18 protein-coding genes are annotated in these 18,335 nt (G+C 70.1%); 8 read left to right on the forward strand and 10 right to left on the reverse strand.

The window, feature by feature from the left end:
• Positions 1 to 36 precede the first annotated feature (36 nt).
• Positions 37 to 1,341 (reverse strand): MFS transporter, encoded by a 1,305-nt coding sequence (locus C8250_RS04735; protein WP_187144725.1) that lies wholly within the window; start codon positions 1,339 to 1,341, stop codon positions 37 to 39.
• Positions 1,342 to 1,436: 95 nt separating this feature from the next.
• Here C8250_RS04735 and C8250_RS04740 point away from each other — a divergent pair, with 95 nt between their 5' ends.
• Positions 1,437 to 2,039, forward strand: coding sequence for a TetR/AcrR family transcriptional regulator (locus C8250_RS04740; RefSeq protein ID WP_138351442.1), 603 nt, complete (start codon positions 1,437 to 1,439; stop codon positions 2,037 to 2,039).
• A gap of 106 nt (positions 2,040 to 2,145) precedes the next feature.
• Here the strand turns inward: C8250_RS04740 and C8250_RS04745 are convergent, their stop codons facing one another.
• The 4 genes from C8250_RS04745 to C8250_RS04760 all read right to left on the reverse strand — a co-directional run bounded on the left by C8250_RS04745 (position 2,146) and on the right by C8250_RS04760 (position 9,372).
• Positions 2,146 to 3,228: a S1 family peptidase gene (locus tag C8250_RS04745; protein WP_138351441.1), complete on the reverse strand. Its 1,083-nt coding sequence runs from the start codon at positions 3,226 to 3,228 to the stop codon at positions 2,146 to 2,148.
• A gap of 914 nt (positions 3,229 to 4,142) precedes the next feature.
• Entirely contained in the window at positions 4,143 to 7,340 is a 3,198-nt protein-coding gene (locus C8250_RS04750) for a M28 family peptidase (RefSeq protein WP_187144726.1), read from the reverse strand.
• Positions 7,341 to 7,613: 273 nt separating this feature from the next.
• A complete protein-coding gene (locus C8250_RS04755; RefSeq protein WP_138351440.1) occupies positions 7,614 to 8,999 on the reverse strand; it encodes a helix-turn-helix transcriptional regulator in 1,386 nt (461 codons plus the stop codon).
• A 136-nt stretch (positions 9,000 to 9,135) separates the two neighbouring features.
• On the reverse strand, positions 9,136 to 9,372 hold the full coding sequence (locus C8250_RS04760; protein ID WP_138351439.1) for a helix-turn-helix transcriptional regulator: 237 nt from the start codon (positions 9,370 to 9,372) through the stop codon (positions 9,136 to 9,138).
• Positions 9,373 to 9,587: 215 nt separating this feature from the next.
• Between C8250_RS04760 and C8250_RS04765 the strand changes: the two genes are divergently transcribed.
• The gene (locus tag C8250_RS04765; RefSeq protein ID WP_138351605.1) at positions 9,588 to 10,148 is read left to right on the forward strand and encodes a DinB family protein; all 561 of its coding nucleotides are present in this window, start codon (positions 9,588 to 9,590) and stop codon (positions 10,146 to 10,148) included.
• A gap of 75 nt (positions 10,149 to 10,223) precedes the next feature.
• Here the strand turns inward: C8250_RS04765 and C8250_RS04770 are convergent, their stop codons facing one another.
• Positions 10,224 to 10,733: a helix-turn-helix domain-containing protein gene (locus C8250_RS04770; RefSeq protein WP_138351438.1), complete on the reverse strand. Its 510-nt coding sequence runs from the start codon at positions 10,731 to 10,733 to the stop codon at positions 10,224 to 10,226.
• A 126-nt stretch (positions 10,734 to 10,859) separates the two neighbouring features.
• Between C8250_RS04770 and C8250_RS04775 the strand changes: the two genes are divergently transcribed.
• Positions 10,860 to 11,558 (forward strand): SDR family oxidoreductase, encoded by a 699-nt coding sequence (locus tag C8250_RS04775; RefSeq protein WP_138351437.1) that lies wholly within the window; start codon positions 10,860 to 10,862, stop codon positions 11,556 to 11,558.
• Positions 11,559 to 11,780: 222 nt separating this feature from the next.
• Here the strand turns inward: C8250_RS04775 and C8250_RS04780 are convergent, their stop codons facing one another.
• Both C8250_RS04780 and C8250_RS04785 read right to left on the reverse strand, forming a co-directional pair.
• Complete coding sequence (locus tag C8250_RS04780; RefSeq protein ID WP_138351436.1) at positions 11,781 to 12,290, reverse strand: RICIN domain-containing protein; 510 nt, start codon at positions 12,288 to 12,290, stop codon at positions 11,781 to 11,783.
• 205 nt (positions 12,291 to 12,495) lie between these two features.
• Positions 12,496 to 13,476: an aldo/keto reductase gene (locus C8250_RS04785; protein ID WP_138351435.1), complete on the reverse strand. Its 981-nt coding sequence runs from the start codon at positions 13,474 to 13,476 to the stop codon at positions 12,496 to 12,498.
• Between the two features lie 189 nt (positions 13,477 to 13,665).
• Between C8250_RS04785 and C8250_RS04790 the strand changes: the two genes are divergently transcribed.
• From C8250_RS04790 to C8250_RS04805, 5 genes are all read left to right on the forward strand, one after another.
• Positions 13,666 to 14,184 carry a GNAT family N-acetyltransferase gene (locus tag C8250_RS04790; RefSeq protein ID WP_244808970.1) on the forward strand — a complete coding sequence of 173 codons (519 nt, stop codon included), beginning with the start codon at positions 13,666 to 13,668 and terminating at the stop codon, positions 14,182 to 14,184.
• 344 nt (positions 14,185 to 14,528) lie between these two features.
• The gene (locus C8250_RS44730; protein ID WP_346268719.1) at positions 14,529 to 15,545 is read left to right on the forward strand and encodes a hypothetical protein; all 1,017 of its coding nucleotides are present in this window, start codon (positions 14,529 to 14,531) and stop codon (positions 15,543 to 15,545) included.
• A gap of 37 nt (positions 15,546 to 15,582) precedes the next feature.
• Positions 15,583 to 16,470, forward strand: coding sequence for an ATP-binding cassette domain-containing protein (locus tag C8250_RS44735; RefSeq protein WP_307811477.1), 888 nt, complete (start codon positions 15,583 to 15,585; stop codon positions 16,468 to 16,470).
• Between the two features lie 102 nt (positions 16,471 to 16,572).
• A complete protein-coding gene (locus C8250_RS04800) occupies positions 16,573 to 16,734 on the forward strand; it encodes a carbohydrate-binding protein (RefSeq protein ID WP_138351434.1) in 162 nt (53 codons plus the stop codon).
• A 103-nt stretch (positions 16,735 to 16,837) separates the two neighbouring features.
• Positions 16,838 to 17,095, forward strand: coding sequence for a DUF6296 family protein (locus C8250_RS04805; protein ID WP_138351433.1), 258 nt, complete (start codon positions 16,838 to 16,840; stop codon positions 17,093 to 17,095).
• An 82-nt stretch (positions 17,096 to 17,177) separates the two neighbouring features.
• Here the strand turns inward: C8250_RS04805 and C8250_RS04810 are convergent, their stop codons facing one another.
• The gene (locus C8250_RS04810; protein WP_138351432.1) at positions 17,178 to 17,639 is read right to left on the reverse strand and encodes a MarR family winged helix-turn-helix transcriptional regulator; all 462 of its coding nucleotides are present in this window, start codon (positions 17,637 to 17,639) and stop codon (positions 17,178 to 17,180) included.
• Entirely contained in the window at positions 17,633 to 18,271 is a 639-nt protein-coding gene (locus C8250_RS04815) for a DJ-1/PfpI family protein (protein ID WP_138351431.1), read from the reverse strand. Before C8250_RS04815 ends, C8250_RS04810 begins: the two co-directional genes overlap by 7 nt.
• Between the last annotated feature and the right edge of the window lie 64 nt (positions 18,272 to 18,335).

The raw sequence follows: 18,335 nt of genomic DNA on the forward strand, positions 1-18,335 counted from the left end.
TCGACGCCCGGACATCAGTCCGGGTGTCGTGCCCGGTCAGCGCTTCGCGTACTCCGCCTCCCGGACGGCGGCCTTGCGCAGCTCGGGGACGCTGCCGGTCACCACGACGGACTCCGTGGTCACCGTTCCCCGACGCGGTATCGCCAGTCCCAGCAGCGCGAGCGCCCCGAGGGCCATCACGGCGATCCCGTACTCCCGGGTCGTCGGCAGCAGTCCCCCGCCGTGCACGACCAGGAAGCCGCCGATGACCGCGGGCAGTCCCATGGCCAGGTACGACAGCACGTAGATGGTGGAGAGCAGCCCGGACCGCTCGTGCGGCGCGGCCAGCGGGACGATGGTGCGGATCGCGCCCTGGAAGCCGCCGCCGAAGCCGACGCCCGCGATGACCGTTCCGATGAAGAAGCCGGTAGCGGAGTTGTGGTCGATCGCGAGCAGGGTGAGGCCGACGCCCACGATGAGGGCCACGGTGCCGAGCAGCATGACCCGGCCCGGGGCGGCGTTGCGGAGCAGCAGCACCGACACCGCGCCGCTGCCGGCCAGGGCGAACAGCGCCAGGCCGCCGAGCAGCAGGGAGTCGGAACCGACCACGCTGCGGATGACCGCCGGGATGACGGAGCCGTAGAGCCCGGCCAGTGCCCAGACCGCGACCAGGACCGGGGCGGCCACCAGCAGCGGTCCGCGTGCCGCCTTCGGGACACCGAAGCGGGGCCGCAGCGAGGCGAGCGCGCCCGGCTTGGGCTCGGAGGTCTCGCGCATGAGGGCGACACCGATTCCCTGCAGGACGAACACGGCGAGGAGGGTCAGGTAGACGAGGTGGGTGGGCTCGGGCAGGAACTGGACCAGCAGCCCGGAGGCGAGCGCCCCGGTGGCGGTGCCGGTCATGGGGGCGATCGCGTTGGCGATGGTGCCCTTGACCTTGTCGAGGTCGAGCATCCCCGCGCCGACCGCGCCGACGGCCGCGCCGGTCGACAGGCCCTGGACGACCCGGGCGATCATCAGCTCGGGCACCCCGCCCGCCGTGGTGAGCACGACCATCGCCACGACCTGCAGCACGATCGCCGCGAGCAGCACCGGACGGCGTCCGATGTGGTCCGACAGCGACCCGACGGTGAGCAGTGCGGCGAGCACGGCGAGGGCGTAGATACCGAAGACCATGGTCGTGGTGATCGGCGAGAAGCCCCATTCGCCCTGGTAGACGGCGTAGAGGGGGGTGGGAGCGCTGGAGGCGGCGAGGAAGGCCACCACGATCGACGCCTGGAGGTAGAAGGCGGCACCCGAGCCGAGCCGCCGGCTTCTGCGGACGAAGGGGTCGGTCACGGGGAACGTCGGCGGCAAGGACATCGGCTGGCTTCTTTCGCCTAGCGGGAGCCGGTCCGATCAGACCGGTCTGTCTAGTGGCCCTTACGGTAGACAGACCGGTCTGGTACTGTCAAGTCATGGCTACGAAAGCGATCGCAGACCGGCCCGCCGCCCCGGGGCGCCCCACCGCACGTGAGCGTCTGCTGGCCGCCGCCAACGAGCTCTTCTACGAGGAGGGCATCCATGTCGTCGGCATCGACCGGGTGATCGAACGCGCCGGCGTCGCCAAAGCGACCCTCTACAGCGCGTACGGGAACAAGGACGGGCTCATCAGCGCCTATCTGGCCGGCCGGCACGAGATCCGCCGCCGCCGGGTGACCGCTGCCGTCGACCGCCACGAAGCGCCGCGGGAGAAGCTGCTCGCCGTCTTCGACGCACTCGGCGAGGCGTTCGCCGAGCCGAACTACCGCGGCTGCGCCTTCCTCAACGCCAGCGCGGAGGTCGGCCCCGACAGCCCGGTCATGCAGGCCACCGACACGTACCGCGGCTGGGTCCGCTCACTGTTCACCGACCTCTCCCGGGCCGCCGGCGCGCCCGATCCGGAGCAGCTGGCGAGCCGGCTGGTGCTGCTCTACGACGGCGCGGGCGTCGCCGCCAGGATGGACCGCAACCCCGGTGCCGCCGACATGGCGAAGACGGTCGCCGCCACACTCATCGACGCGGCGACCGCGCAGCACTAAGGCCTCGCGTTCCGGGGCAGGTCAAGCCGTCACACACCAGCGACCGCGCAGCGAAGAGGGGCGGGCCTCCTGGGAGGTCCGCCCCTCGGTCACACACTGACGGGTGTCAGCCGATCTGCGCGCCGTACTCGGTGAGTGCGGCCGTCACCGGCTGGAAGAACGTCTCCCCGCCGTTGGTGCAGTCACCGCTGCCGCCGGAGGTGAGGCCGACCGCGGTGTCGCCGGAGAAGAGCGCGCCGCCGCTGTCGCCGGGCTCGGCGCAGACGTTGGTCTGGATCAGTCCGGTGACCGACCCTTCCTGGTAGTTGACGGTGGCGTCGAGTCCGGTGACCGTGCCGTCGTGCACCTGGGTGGTGCTGCCGCTGCGCTGCACCGTCTGGCCGACCGTCGGATCGCCGGCCTTGGTGATCGCCTGCGTGCTGCCGTTGTACAGGTCCACCGAGCTCGGGTGGGCCACGCTCGTGTCGGTGTACTTGACCAGCGCGAAGTCATGGCCGGGGAAGGTGGCGGCCTCGACGTTGCCGATCTCCTGGCCGCCGGACGAGCCGGACCAGCTCTTGAACGCCACACCGCAGTGACCCGCGGTCAGGAAGTACGGCTGCCCGTCCTTCACCACGTTGAAGCCGAGGGAGCAGCGCGCACCATCGGCGAAGATCGCGTCCCCGCCGGCGACGAACGGCTTGAAGCGGCCCGCCGAGCGGTGCAGTTGCGCGGTGCCGCCGAGCGCCTTGACGCTCTTGGTGAGGCTGTCGAGCTGCGCACCCTTCACGGTGCTGTCGGCGGTCACCACCACCTGGTTAGTGCGGGGGTCGATGGACCATGCGGTGCCCGGGATACGCGGCTGCGCCCGCAGGGTCTCTGCCGAGCGGTGCAGTTCGGCCATGGTGTGCTGGACGGTCCGGGCAACTGCTCCCGCGTCCTTCACCTTCTGGTCCGCGGTGGCGTCAAGAACGTTGACGACGAGCTGCTTGGTCTTCGCGTCGTAGTACGAACCCGCGGTGCGGTCACCCAGCCGGGAGGTGAGGTCGCCCGCGAGCTGAGCCGCGGCGGCGGGGGCAAATGCCTGGGGGGACGGTGCGGTCGGCTGGGCGGCGTTGGCGTGGGGAAGGAGAACGCCCGCTGCGACGACGGCGGCGGCGCTCGCCCCGGCGATCGCGATACGACGCCTGGTTATCCGACGGTGCTTCAACTCAGTGCCTCCTGTGGGGGGTGGGCCCGCCGGGTCAACGGTGGGCCCGCAGGATGTGCGGTCACGAACGGGCGGAACAGCAAGGTCTGCCCGTCCGTGCCAGTTGGTGCGGCTGAGTATCCCGATACCGGCCAGTACCCTGCAAGGTCATGATCAAGCCCCGCCTGCACATCTGTGAACAGGGCGGAGATACCTCGCAACCCTCGCCATTGACGGCCCCGATCGGGGTTTCCGGACCACGGTGCGACGACCTGTGCGCCCGGGGTGAGGACTACACCTGTCCGAGAACCGACGCTCGAATTCCGTTTGTGGAGCCCGGTTTCTCCCGGTACGTACAGGCGCGGAACGCGCCGTTCACGCCGCCCGTGCGCAGTCAGCCCCCTGGTCTTTGTTCTTCCTCATGGATCAGTTCAACGAGTTGTCCCGTAGAGGTTTTGTCAAAGCCGGAGTGGGCGGACTGGGGGTCGCCGCCCTGTCGCTCCCCGCGGGGAACGCCCTCGCTTCCCCCTGCTGACTCCCACCACCGGGCCGTCCGCGGACGCCGCCGGGATCCGGACCCTCCATTTCATCGGCCGGCACCAACGCCTCGGTGACCGCCTCCCCCGCCGGCGACCGGCTGATCGTCGAGGTCCAGGGGGGCGGTCGCGGCCGGACGCACGGCCGGGCCCCGGCTGTTCACGACCGGTGAACTGCTCGACGGCAGCCGGGTCGCCTACAGCATGAGCCGGGCGCACCGCACCGAGGCCGGGGTGAAGCGCTCCCTGCTGCTCGGAGCACGCGTTCCATCTGTAGCGGGCCGGCGGTCACCAGTGGTTCATGCCGCTGGTGACCGCCCGCCGCGGCCCGCGTCCGTGCGGCTTGGACGCGGGCCGTGGCTTCGAGGGCAGGGCTCCGTTCAGAAGGCTTTGTTCAGTTCAGCAGGCGCCGAGGTCCTGCCAGACGCCCCACTGGCCGGTGGTGCCGGGCTCCTCTCCGGTGGTCCACCACTTGGCCCGCCAGTTGTGGCTCTTCCAGCTGACCTGGTTGCCGCCGACGTAGATGGCGTTCGGGTCCCAGGTCGTACCGGTGCAGCCGCCGCCCCCGCCGGTGACCGTCAGCGAGTAGGTGGTGCTGTGGGTGGCGGTGCCCGTGCCGGTGACGGTCACGGTGTAGGTGCCCGCGGTCACCGACGCTCCGACGGCCACGGTCATGGTCGCGGAGGAACCGGACTGCACGGAGGCCGGGGCGAACGAGACGTTCACACCGGTCGGAGCGCCGGACGCCGTCAGGTTGACGGTCTGGGCGCTGCCGCTGGTGGTGGCGGTGGAGACCGTCGCGGTGGTGGTGCCGCCCGGCTGGACGCTGCCGGAGACGGGGTTCACCGCGACCGAGAAGTCGTTGGCCGGGGTCGTGGTGCCGACCGCGGTCTTCCACAGCGTGTAGGCGACTCCGTCGGCACTGCGGTCGAGTGCCGTCGCGTTGATGTTGGCGGTGGTGTCACAGGACTGGTGGTAGCAGGAGTCGTACGACCGGTTGGCCGTGCCGCCCCACTTGGTGGCCTGGGCCGCGGTCTTGATGGCGTCGGCGCCCGTGGCGTAGGCCGAGGTGGGAATGCCCGCCTGCTGGAAGGAGTAGTCGTCGGACCGTCCCTGGCCCTCGATGTTCTCCTCCGGACGGAGGTTCAGCGAGTCCCAGTACTCCTTCATCGGGGCCGCCGCGGACGAGGTGATGTTGTTGATGAAGTAGCCGGCGTTGGTGGAGCCGACCATGTCGAGGTTGTAGTACGCCTTGATGGCGCCGCGCTGGGCGGAGCCGAGCTGACTCACATAGAACTGCGAGCCCTGCATGCCCTGTTCCTCGCCGTTCCACCAGGCGAAGCGGGCGTGCTTGGCCATCGTCGGGTTCTGCTGGGCCAGGACGAGGGCGTTCTCCAGCAGGGAGGACGAGCCGGAGCCGTTGTCGTTGATGCCGGGACCGGCCGACACGCTGTCCAGGTGCGCGCCGAACATGATGACCTGGTCGGTGGGCCCGCCCGGCCAGTCCGCGATCAGGTTGTTCCCGCGGTTGGTGCAGCCGGTGCAGGACTGCTCGGTGACGCTGTAGCCGGCCGCCTGCAGCTTGCCCTTGACGTAGGCCAGCGACGCCGTGTAGCCGCCGGTGCCGGCCTGCCGGGTGCCGCCGTTCTGCTGGGCGATCGTGTACAGCTGCGCCAGGTGCGCCTGGACGTTCGCCACGCTGATGTCCGGCGCTGTGCCGCCGGGATCGGTCCCGCCAGGAGTGACGGTGAGGGTGTACTGAGCGGTGTGGCTCTGGGTTCCGCTGCCGGTCACGGTGATGACGTACGAGCCCACCGCGACCGCCGACCCGACGGTGACCTTCATCGTCGAGGAGGCGCCGGACTGCACCGAGGCCGGGGTGAACCCGACCGTCACACCGGTCGGGGCGCCGGACGCCGTCAGGTTCACGGTCTGCGTGCTGCCCGAGGTGATGGTGGTGTTGACCGTGACGTTGGCCGAAGCACCCTGCTGCACCGACCCGGCGGTCGGGCTCAGCGACATCGAGTAGTCACTGTTGCCGCTGGGAGTACAGGTGGGTTCGCCGCTCTGCGCGGGGATGGTGATGGCGTCCCAGGCGGCCTTGGTCCTGGTGTACAGCACACAGCTGGGGTCGAGGTTCTTGGCCGCGGTCAGGGTCGTGGTGCGGTACCGCTTGTAGGTCATACCGCTGGTCTTGAGCAGCATCCCGCCGTAGAAGACCTTGCCGGCCTGCTGGATGCCGACGCCGGTGACGGTGGAGTTGTTGCAGGTCGGACTGGTCGGCTTGCCGCCGCCGGGGTTCGAGCCCTCGGCCAGCAGATAGAACCAGTGGTTCAGCGGGCCGGCCGCCGCGTGCTCCTCGGTGCTGGGTATCGAGGAGCTGTAACAGTTCGGGTCGCCGAGCTGGGAGGGGTTGTACATGATGCGGATCGGACCGCTGCCGGTGAGGTTGATCTTCTCGCCGACGGTGTAGTCGGGGTTGTCGTACGGTGCCGGCTCATTGGTGTACGCCTCGGTGAGGGCGCCCATGATGTCGCCGGTCGCCTCGCCGAGACCCGACTCGTTGTTGGCTCCGCCGGGGGTGTACTGGTCGATGCCGTGGCCGAACTCATGGCCCACGACGTCGATCGCGCCGATCCACTGGTTGGCCGTGTTGTGGCCGATGGAGACGGACGAGCCGTCCCAGTAGGCGTTGACGTCGTTGAGGCCGACCTTCACCGGCCAGCTGCCGCCGTTGCCGTTGTGACCGTTGCGGCCGAGCCAGTCCCGCAGCATGTCCCACTCGTGCTGCGCCGCCCACATGACGTCGACGCAGCCGGTCTCCTTCGAGGTGGCGCTGCCGGTGCCCCAGGAGTCGGTGGACTTGGTGAAGACGCCGCCGGTGGTGTAGTCGGCGCAGGTCAGGCCGGGGCGTCCCGGGTCGCGCAGTGAGTAACTGCCGCCCGAGTTGGTGGTCGCGATGGTCAGCGGGTTCGGGCCGTTCCACTGGCTGTTGCCGGTGCCGGCCTTGACATCGTCGTAGCTGTCGAGCACCGATCCGGTGGTCGCGTTCACGTAGACGTGCAGATGACTGGGGGCCTTCGCGGTGCGGCCGGTGAGCACCGTCTCCCAGGCCAGCTGGTCGCTGCCGTCCTTGACGCGCACCACGAGGCGGTGCGAGTCGACCTTGTCCACCGTGGCCAGCGCGCGGCGTGCGGTGGTCTCGGCGGTGGTGGCCGGGACCGTCGGTGTGGTCGGGACGTTGATCCGTGTCGAGTCGGCGGACCGGGTGGCCTGCACCCGGCCCTGGCCGTCGGCCAGGACCACCGCGTCCCCGCCGACCACCGGCAGGCCACGGTAGGTGCGCTCGTAGGCGACCGAGTAGAGGCCGTTGACCCAGGGCGTCACCTGACGCCGTTCGTAGCTCTCGCCCGGCCCGTTCATCAGCGTGTCGAAGCCGCTGGCGGCGGCCCGGTCGGCCGCCGACACCGCCAGCGCCAGCGGCCCTGGGGAGACGGTCGGGGCGGGGGCCGCGGCGGCCGGCGGGCCGCTGATGGCGACCATCATCCCGGCGAGGACGGCCAGGGTTGTCCCGGCCGTCACTGCTCTGTGTTTCATCGGAGGCTCCTTGACTAGGGGCATGCCTCGACCACGAAGTCGCCACTCAGCGGCAGGACGATCGGCCCGGACCGGTGAGCGAGGGGCGAGACTTTCGCGTTTCGAGTGAGCGAGCGAAACGTTCACATCGCGCCATGACCCCGTCAATGGACTAGTCCAACTCCGGCAACATCCGGCAACTTCTGGCAACCCGCGAGCTCGATCGCACCGCTCATCGGACACCGAACGGATGACGGAAGAGGGGTCGCCGAAGGCAGACGCCCCCGTCAACACTCAGACGCGGTAGGGCAGTTGCTCCAGCAGACTCCGTGCCTCCCGGGCGCCGGGGTATCGCGTCGTCAGCCTCGTCCGCAGTCCGTCGAGCTCGCGGTTCACACTCGTCCGGTCCGCGGCGACCGCCTCCGGGAGCACCGACGCGGCGGCTGCCACGGCGGCGTCCAGCTGTCCGGAGCACACGAACGCGTCGGCCAGTCGCAGCGTGAGCAGCAGAACGGTCGGCCGGTGCGTGGCGGGCAGACAGCTGAGCGACGCCTCGGTGGCCTTGACGGCCTGCCGGGCGACCCACAGATCCCCGGTGATCGCGGCGGCATCGCGCAGCGTCCCGCCGATCGACGCCTCCACCTGTAAGCGGCCCGTGGCGCCGGCGAGCCAGGGCGCCTCGAGGAAGTCCCGCCCGTCGAGGCGGTCCAGCGCCCGGCGGGAGAGCACGACGCGCTTGCGGCACTCCGCGAGGTCGCCGCCCAGCGCCCGCGCCCGCGCCTGGTGCAGATGCGACATGGCCACCATCCAGACCCGGCGCGGGTCCACCGCCTCCAACTCCTGTGCGTAGGCCAGCGCGGACGCGCCGTCCCCGTCGAGCCGGACCAGGGTGCAGACGTCGCACAGCAAGGTAGCCCGGGCCACCACGTCATCGGCGACGTCCGCCCAGGTCAGGCCGCGCGCGAACCAAGCCATCCCGAGGATGCGCTGCCCTCGCTCCACCCGGAGCCAGCCCGCGATCTGCGCGCATTCGGCGGCGAGCCGCAACTGCGGCACCGGCAGCGTCCCGTGCCGGTTCAGCGTCTCGGCCCACCGCACCACGACGCGCAGCACCCGCTCGACCGAGCCGACGGTTTCGGTGGAGACGCTCTCCAGGCCGTCCTGGGTGTACCCGACGATCAGGGCGGTCAGAGCGTGCATGGCGTCGGCGTCCGTGCCGGGCCACATCGCCGTCCGGCCGTGGTCGCCGTCGGCGGCGGTCAGGAGCGTGAGCGCGTCGGCGAGCGGTGGCACCTCGCAGTCGCCACCACCGTGCAGCGGGCAGGACACCAGCCGGGTGGGCCAGTGGTGGACGGGCTGCGGCGGGGCCGGGTCGGCGGCTCCTTGGGGCGTGGTCGAGAACAGTGTCGCGGGCAGCATCGGCACGGCGTGGTGGACGTCCGGCCGGCCGGCGAGGATCGCGAGGAGTTCGCCCCGGCTTCCCAGTAACGAGTCGAGCCGCAGCGGCAACCCGGCGGGCGGCTCCCGCACGCCGCCCTCCAACTTGCTGATCAGCGTGTGGTGATACCCGACCCGCAGCGCCAGTTGACGCTGGGTCAGCCCGGCCGACCTGCGCAGCGTGCGCAGCCGTCGCCCGAACTCCGCCCACGACTGCCGCGCTGCGACCGTGTCGGCGCTCATGGACCCTCCCGGCCGGAAGTCGTCGTACCGCCACTGCCGTCCCCGACACCGGCGTACACCGATCGGCGCTGGATCCTACTAGAAGATTGCGTTCGTCGACGTCGCGAATTCCGGCCGCGGGCGGTCATGACGGGGGTCAGGAGAGGCCGGCGATGAGTTCCTCGCGGCCGGCGACGCCGGTCTTGCGGTAGATGGCCTTCATATGGTCGTTGACCGTGTGGTGGGACAGCTCCGGACGGCGGGCGATGTGCTTGACCGGCAGGCCTTCCAGCACCTGCTCGACCACCGCCTGTTCCCGGGAGGTGACCCCGTACCAGGCGGAGACCGCCGGGAGCAGCGGGGCGGCCAAGGCGGACCGGATCGTGACCGCCACGTCCCGGGCTGCCGATCCTGATGCTCGCGATCATCTTCGGGCTCTCCAGCGACTACGAAGTGTTCGTCGTGCCCCGTATCGCCTCGACATCGAGGGCGACCGTCTCCAGCACCAGCACCAGCACGGGCCGAGCGGCCCCGCCAGGACCCCTGACGAGCAGCCTGTCCGAGGCCGGGCGGTGCCGGGGTTCCGGGCCCGATCGGCCATGGTCGATGATGTCGGCCATGACCAGCCCACGAAGAAGAGCAGAGATGTTCATCGGCCCCGAGCACGACCTCCGGTTCCGCGCTCCCGCCACCGGTGACGAGCGACGCATGCTCGTCGATTTCCTCACGTCGCAGCGCACGACGCTGGAGCTGAAGTGCGCGGGCCTGGACGCCGAGTTGTCCCGTCGTTCCGTGGAACCGTCCACGCTCTCGCTGCTCGGCCTCCTCCGCCATCTCGCAGATGTGGAACGCCGTTGGTTCCGGGTGGTCCTGGCCGGGCAGGACGTGCCGCTCCGCTTCTCGTCGCAGGACAACCCCGACCAGGACTTCGACGGCGCGGTGCCGGATCCCGCGGTCGCCGCCGCGGCCTGGGAGGCCTGGCGCGCCGAGGTGACGTTCGCCGACGCCTTCGTCGCCGATGCGCCCGACCTCGACATCGAGGGCGACGACGCGTGGCGCGGGACGGTGTCCCTGCGCTGGGTCCTCGTCCACATGGTCGAGGAGTACGCCCGGCACAACGGCCACGCCGACCTGCTCCGTGAGCGGATCGACGGAGCGCGGGGGATCTGAAGGCGAGCCGCTCCGGCTCCCGTCCGCCCGCCCCCGGAGCCGGCGGGAGCCATGGTGGCGCGATACGGGGGCTTGTCAGTTCCCGTCGGGTGCGGCGGTCGCCGCGGCGGTGGCCAGCGGGATGGGTTCCTCGGAGACCCAGGGCATGACCCAGGCGGCGTCCTCGTTGGTGATCCCGGTGTCACAGACGTCGCAGTAGCTTCCGTCGGCGGTGGGCAGGCCGCACGGCAGGTGCACGATCCGCACGGCGATCGTGGGCTCCGCGGGATTCGCGTAGGTGTGGCCCCAGGCGGCGAGTGCTTCCAGGACGGGGCGCAGGGCGACCCCCGCCTGTGTGATCCGGTAGTGCGAGCGGATCCGGTTGCCGTCCTCGTAGGGCTCCTTGGTGAGAACCCCGGCATCGACCAGCTTGCCCAGCCGGTTGGACAGGATGTTGTCCGCGATTCCCAGGCCGGTACGGAACTGCTCGAAGCGCGTCGCGCCGAGCGTGGCGTTCCGCATGATCAGCAGCGTCCAGCGGTCACCGAAGATGCCGGCGGCGCGTCCCAGCGGGCAGGGCCCGGAGGCGAGATCTGCGCTGTTCATGTCGGGTTCCCTCTTCACTTGCTCTACGACTTGCAGCTTGCAAGCCACAAGCCCCCATGTTAGCTTCCTTTATGCAAGCTTGCAATTTGCAAGCTTGGTCCGAGGCTCCATGAGAAGAGTTCCGTCATGAACATCTCCGAACAGACTGCCCTGGTCACCGGCGCCAATCGCGGCCTCGGCCGGCTTCTGGCCACCGAGCTCGTGGCCCGCGGCGCCACCGTCTACGCCGGAGCGCGCAACCCCGACACCATCGACGTGCCCGGCGTGATTCCGATCAGCCTCGACGTCACCGACCCCGAGTCCGTCGCGGCAGCCGCCAAGACGGCCGGCGCGGTGACCCTGCTCATCAACAACGCGGGGTCCTCCACCGGGGCCGACCTGCTCACCGGCGACCTCGGTGACCTGCAGCTGGAAATCGATACGCACTATTTCGGTTCCCTGTCGATGATCCGCGCCTTCGCACCGGGGATCACGGCCAACGGCGGCGGGACGATCCTGAACATCCTGTCCGTCCTGTCGTGGATCTCCCTGCCCACCGTCGGCGGGTACTCGGCCGCGAAGTCGGCCGCCTGGTCGATGACCAACACCCTCCGGGTCCAGCTCGCCGAGCAGAACATCCGGGTCGCCGGACTCCACGTCGGATTCATGGACACCGACATGGCCGCGCAGGTCACCGCTCCGAAGATGGACCCCGCCGCTGTCGCCGCCCTCGCGATCGACGGCATCGAAGCCGACGCGTACGAGATCCTCGCCGACGACCTCAGCCGACAGGTGCAAGCGGGCTTCGCCGGGGGCGTGGGCGCCCTCTACCCGGCCCTGACCTGATCCACCCGGCCCGCGACACGAAGCGCGAACGGACGGCAAGCGGGTGCCCCCGCCCGGCGCGCACGATGCCCGGGCGCGCGAACAACGCCGGACTCACGTACCTGCTGGGCGGGGGCGGTTCGGGTCGTCCCGCGGCATTCCGTCCCCGGGCAGGGAGTGCGGGCAACCCCTGAGCAGCTGGCGAGGCGTCAGCCCGCTGCCCGGAAGTTCTGGTTCACGCGATCAGTTGTGCATCGCGGAGAAGCGCCAGGCCTGACCGTTGAATCCACCGCAGGTGGACTGGTCGAGAGGCTGACCGCTGTTGGTCATACCCCAGGCCGCCGTCAGGCACAGGCCGCTGGAGCGGTTCCTGAGCCGGTAGCTGTCGTTGCCGAGCGACTCGGCCACCCACACCTGCGCGTCGTTGTTGGAACAGTACGACTGGACGACCAGGGCATGGTTGGCCGGGCCCTGCGGGGTGACGCACTGACCGGTCGAACGGACCCGGAGGAAGTAGGCGCTGGTGCCCGCCCAGCCCGACGAGAACTGCTTGTTGTACTTGTTGTCGCACGGAAACTGGATCAGGCCGGCGCCGGGCTGCGTGGAGTTGTTGCCCACCGCGGCGCACATGCCGGAGTTCAGATTGGTCAGCTTGTTGAAGAAGCCGTTGTCGGGGCTGTCCGCCTGGGCGGAGTTGGCAGCGCCGAGCGACAGGAGCGCCGCGGAGGAGAGTGCGGCTAAGACCCTGGTCACGTGTCTCACGAAAGACCCCAGTTCCTGATACCGGATGGATGACAGGGCATGCCCGTGCACCGGTGAGCGAACACCCGGCGCCGAATATGCGATCACCCACGGTGCCCGACCGTGCGCCGTCCGTCCAGGGGCGATTCGGCCCACTCAAGCGCCGTTCCACGACGGCGTTCCGGCGCGCGGTTCCGCCCGCGCCGCGAGCGGGCCGCTACTCCGGCCCCATCACCGGGTGCGGACTGTAGTCCGCCTCCAGACGCGCCATGTGCGTCGGTGAAAGGGTGACGTCCAGTGCCGCAACGGCGTCCTGGAGGTGGGCGAGCTTGGTCGCACCGACGATCGGGGCGCTCACACCCTCCTTGTTCAGCAGCCAGGCGAGGGCAACCCGGGCCGGTGGCACACCGAGCTCGGAGGCGACGGCACGGAGCGTGTCGACGACGTCGAAGTCGGCTTCCGTGTAGAGCTGGTCGGCGAGCGGATCGGCGCCGCCGCGGGTGGTGGTGCGCTCGCCGCCGCGCCCCCGGCCACCCGCGAGGAGTCCGCGCGCGAGCGGGCTGTACGGCAGGACGCCGACGCCCTGGTCGAGGCAGAGCGGGATCATCTCCCGTTCCTCCTCGCGGTAGACGAGGTTGTAGTGGTTCTGCATGGACACGAAGCGCGTGCCGCCCGCGAGCACGGCGGTGTGCTGCGCCTTGGCGAACTGCCATGCGTACATGCTCGATGCGCCGATGTAGCGGACCTTCCCGGCCCGTACGACGGTGTCGAGCGCGTCCATCGTCTCCTCGATGGTCGTCTCCTGATCCCAGCGATGGATCTGGTAGAGGTCGATGTGGTCGGTGCCGAGACGGCGCAGGGAGCCGTCCACCGAGGCGAGGATGTGTTTGCGCGACAGACCCCGGTCGCCCGGTTTCTCGCTCATCGGGTAGTACACCTTGGTGGCGAGGACGTAGTCGTCGCGGTCGTCGAAGAGCCGCGCGAGCAGCCGTCCGGTGACCTCTTCACTGGCGCCCCGGTCGTACATGTCGGCGGTGTCGAACAACGTCACGCCCTGCTCCACCGCATGCCGCACGATCGGCTCCGCCTCCTCCTCGGAGAGGTGCCAGGCACGCCGGCTGGTGTCGCCGTAACTCATCATGCCGAGACCCAGCCGGGACACGACGAGCCCTGAAGCACCCAGGCGGGTGTATTGCATCGCATTTCTCCTTCAGAACCGCTGGGATAACGCACCGGTTCGGATCGGCTCGGGTTCCCGGACCGATTCAACGCCGAACGGGCCCGGATTCCCATCCGAATAAACGGTTCCGCCGGTCCGCCCCATCAGGCACCATCAACCGATGGGCATGTCGGACACACTCCCCGACCGGGATCGGAAGCCAGGACGGTGAATCCCACGATCAGAACCGCGGCCATCGGCACGGAGCGTCTGGAACTGCTGCCCCTCCTCGTGGATCACGCCGGGGAGATGGCCGCCACGCTGGCCGACCCGGCCCTGCACACTTTCATCGGTGGCGCCCCGGACACTCCGCAGGACCTGCGGGCCCGCTACGAACGCATGGTCGCCGGCGCACCCGACCCTGCGGTCTCGTGGTGCAACTGGGTGATCCGGCTGCGCGAGGAGACCTCCCTGGCAGGCACGGTCCAGGCGACGATCGGCCCTTCCGGAGACGGCCTGACCGCCGAGATCGCCTGGGTCGTCGGCACCCCGTGGCAAGGGCGCGGCATCGCCACGGAGGCGGCGCTGGGCCTGGTCGGCTGGCTGGAGCGCCAACCCGTGGACACCCTCGTCGCCCATGTCCATCCGGACCACCGGGCGTCGGCCGCCGTCGCCGCCGCCTGCGGACTGGCGCCCACCGGCCAATGGCACGACGGCGAGATCAGGTGGCAGCGAAACCTGCGGTGAGGCCTTCGGGCCACGGCTGTGCCGGCCTCACGCAGCAGTGTTGGCACCCCTTCGACTGCGCCCCGCATCGCGCGCGTCCGCCCGCTGTGCTCCGTGCGTGCTTCTGTCCATCGGTCCGCCGAGCGGTGATGCGGACCGGAGGTGGGCAGGTCTAGATGCTTCCGGGCCTTCGCACGGCATCAGCGAGTGCCGTGCGCGGTCCGAACCGTCGAACCGTCGAAGGACGCCGCCATGACTCGCGCCATACTCACCTGCCGCACGACGCCGCACACCCACCCCGCAGACGCCTGGGCGGTGCGGCGATGAGGAGGTGGTTACGACGGCCACGACCCGTCGAGAGGGTCGTGTCCGACAGCGAACAGCTGCTGTTCGGCGGGGCACTGCACTACGACTACGGATGGGCCCGGCACGATTTCACGATGCTGGAGCAGTCGGCGCTGTCCATGGCCCGCTCGGCACCGCGGCTGGTGGGCAGCACCGTCCGGCTGGCCTGGCGGGCCGACCGGACCGCCATGCTGACGATGGTCCTCGCCGAGATCTACCAGGGTGCGGCTCATGCCGTCGGTCTGCTCGTCACCAACGAGGTGCTGCAGTCGCTGTTCGGGAGCGGGGACACGGTCGCGCGGGTGCGCGCGGCGGTGCCGGCGCTGATCGTGGGCATGGTCATCGCCGTGACCAGCGCGGTGGCGGCGTCGCTGTCGACGGCCAGCACCGGCCGGCTGGAGCCGAAGGTCGAGCGGCTGGCCACCCAGGAGTATCTGCGGCACGCCGAGCGGGTGGAACTGGAAGCCGTCGAGGACGGGGCGTTCCGCAAGCTGCTGGACTCCGCGCAGTTCGGCGCCCAGTCCTCCCGCCAGATGATCAGCGCCATGGTGGCGACGCTGAACGGCACGTTCTCCCTGGTCGCCGCGGCCGGGGTGCTCACCGTGCTGCACCCGGTGCTCCTGTTCCTGCTGATGCTGATCGCGGCGCCGCGCGGGTGGGGCGCGCTGCATGTGGCCCAGCGCCGCTACGCCTCCACCATGGCCTGGATCGAGCACGAGCGTGCCGCCCGGGTCATCGGAGAGTCGATCACCGGCCGCAGCGCCGCCCAGGAGACCCGCGTGCACGGCGTCGGGAGCTTCCTGCTGCGGCACTTCGGCCAGATGGCCAGAACCGCGGAGACGGAGCAGACGCGGCTGGCCAAGGAGAAGGCCGCCACCGAGCTCCTGGCCGCCTCCCTGTCGGGCGCCGCGTCGTTGCTGGCGTACGTCACGCTGGCGTGGCTGCTGCTGTCGGGCCGGATGAGCATGGCGGTCGCCGGTACCGCGGTCATGGCGGTACGGACCGGATCGGCGAATCTCGGTCAACCGGCTCCATGAGGAGTCCCTGTACGCCGGTGACCTGGAGCGGTACATCGTGGAGGCGACCGCCCGCGCCATTCCCGTCGGCGGCGTTCCGGTACCCGGGCACCCGGCCGAGATCCGCTTCGAGCACGTCACCTACCACTATCCGGATCGTGAGCGGCCCGCCCTGGACGACATCTCGCTCACCCTTTCCGCCGGCACCGTGGTGGCGCTGGTGGGAACGAACGGATCCGGCAAGAGCACGCTGGTGAAGCTGCTCGCCGGCCTCCACAAGGCCCAGGCCGGCCGGATCCTGTGGGACAAGGTCGATCTGGCGGAGGCCGACCGGGACCAGGTCTTCTCGCACATCGCGCTGCTCGACCAGTCCTTCGCGAGGTGGCCCTTCACCGCGGAGACCAATCTGGCGATCGGCAAGCCCGCTCGGGTCCCTGAGCCTGAGCAGCTGGCCGCGGCGGCCGCGTTCTCCGGCGCGGACGCGGTCATCAACGCCCTCCCCCACGGCATGAAGACCCTCCTGGCCCTGCAGTTCCGCGGCGGATCGGAACTGTCCGGCGGCCAGTGGCAGACCATCGGGCTCAGCCGTACCCGGTATCGCGACGCGTCTCTGATCATCGTCGACGAGCCGACCTCGGCGCTGGATCCTGAGGCGGAGATCGCCTGCTTCGAGAAGATCCGCCGGCTCCGCTCGCCGACCACCACGGTCGTCCTGGTGACGCACCGCATGGCAGCCGTCCAGCACGCCGACCTGATCTACGTCCTCCACGAGGGCCTCCTGGTGGAACAGGGCACCCACCAGGAACTCCTGGCCGACAAGGCCGGTCGTTACCACCGCATGTTCCAGTCCCAGGCGGACCAGTACATCTCCGGCACCGACGGAACCGTCCCCGGCCAGCAGAACCACCCGGCCACGGCCGACCAGCAGGGCCCGGTCGATCGCTGAGTCGGGTGCCGTGGACCGATGGCCTGGAGGGGCGTGGCGGATCGCCGTGGGAAGATCCAGGTAGGTCGGCAGTGAGCCGGTCCAGTGAAGGGGCGCCCTCGCATGGCAGCAGGATTTTCGGACTGGAAAGTCAAGAAGCAGTATTCGGCGAATGACCGGGTGTCGTATTTGGGAAAGGAATACCGCTGCCTGGCCACACACACCTCGAATTCGGCGTGGAATCCCAAAGCGGCCGTCACGAAATGGCAGGAATACAAGCCGTAGCCTCCGCATTGCCGTCCCCGACGGGGAGCAGCGACGGGCTGCGGTCGCGTGCCGCCTGCGGCGGTCGTAGCGTCGAAGTATCGCTCACCGTTGGGAGTACGCCATGTCCGAGCGCGCGGGCTTCGAGCTCACCTTCACCAACCCTCTTCCGGTGGACGGCGCACCCGCCCAGCAGGTCGTCGAGGTCTTCGCGACGACCGCGATCGGGTCGGGCGGATATCCGATCTATGTCGACGCAAGCAAGATCATCCGCGCCGAGATCAGCGATGCGGGCCAGGTCCGCATGATCGCGAGCGGTGGCGGACAGCGCCCGCAGTCCCCCTCCGCGGTCCATCGTCTGCCGCCGGCCGACGACCGATAAGGTCAGGCCGCCGGACGAGGCGACCTGGGCGATCCGGAACGCGGCGGCGGTCGCCGACCTGGTGACCGGCCGACAACGCTGTTCACCCTGCCGAGTCCCCATCTGCACCCGCGACCGCGTCCATGGCCTCGGACAGCCTTTCCAGGACGCGAAGCGTCGCCGCGAAATCCTCCGGGCCGAGTTCGTCGGCCAGTCGCGCGGCCACGTCCGCGTGAGCCGGGCCGATCCGCTGCACCGCGGCTCGTCCCTGCTCGGTCGGGCGCAGCAGTTTCGCCGTGCGGTGGGCCGGATTCGGCACGTACTCGGCGAGGCCCTTGCCGGCCAGCAGGTCGGCGATGCGCTGAACACCCTGCCGGGTCACGCCCATCGCCCTGGCGATACCGGAGACCGGCAGCGGCTCGCGCAGCACGGCGCCCAGCACCTGCCACCATGCCGCGGTCAGGCCCACCGGCCGGGCCATCCGTTCGGAGACCTCGAGGAACTGGCCGTTGAGCCGGAAGACGGCCAGCGCCGTCCCGGACAGCAGCTCGCCGTCCTTCACGATCCGGCCGCCATCAGCACGGGGAACGCGCTCGGGTCGGAGTGCGCGAACAGCCGGTACCAGGCGTCCAGGACGTGCGGCTCGTAGAGGTCGAGCCTGGCGAAGATCTCGCGGGCGAACGCGACCGGTTCGGTCGGCCCGGCCGTGATCAGGTCGCCGGTCGTCACCGCCGGCGCTTCCAGGTAGCGGTCGCCGCCCTTGTAGCCGGTCGCGGCGAGGTACTCGGCCGCGGCGCTGGTGTGTTCACGGTCGTCGAGCAGCCCTTCACGGGCCAGACCGGCGGTCGCACCGCAGATCGCGGCGACGGGGACACCGGCCGCGAGGAAATCACGCGCCGCGCGCCCGAAGGCGGCGAGATCGTCCGACAGGTCCCACAGGCCGGCGCCCGGCAGGATGAGCAGCGCGGCCTCCTGCGGCGAGATCCCGGCCAGCGCGACGTCGGGGACGATCCGCACACCTCCCGCTGTGGTCACCGGCTCCGTGCTCGTACCCACCGTCCGCACCTGGTACCGGCCGGGCCGGCGCTGCCACTGCGTGCTGTTGATGTGCGCGATCGCATGCCCGACCTCCCAGTCGGACCATGTGTCGTACACCGCCACGTACACCGTCTTCGTCTCGTGCTCTCTCGTCTCCATACGCAACATGTTGTCATATCGACAGCATGTTGTCGAGTGCTGGCCCCCGCTGGCCCCGCTGTCG

Origin of the sequence: Streptomyces sp. So13.3, from assembly GCF_005860785.2 — a bacterium.
Taxonomy (GTDB): Bacteria; Actinomycetota; Actinomycetes; order Streptomycetales; family Streptomycetaceae; genus Actinacidiphila; species Actinacidiphila fildesensis.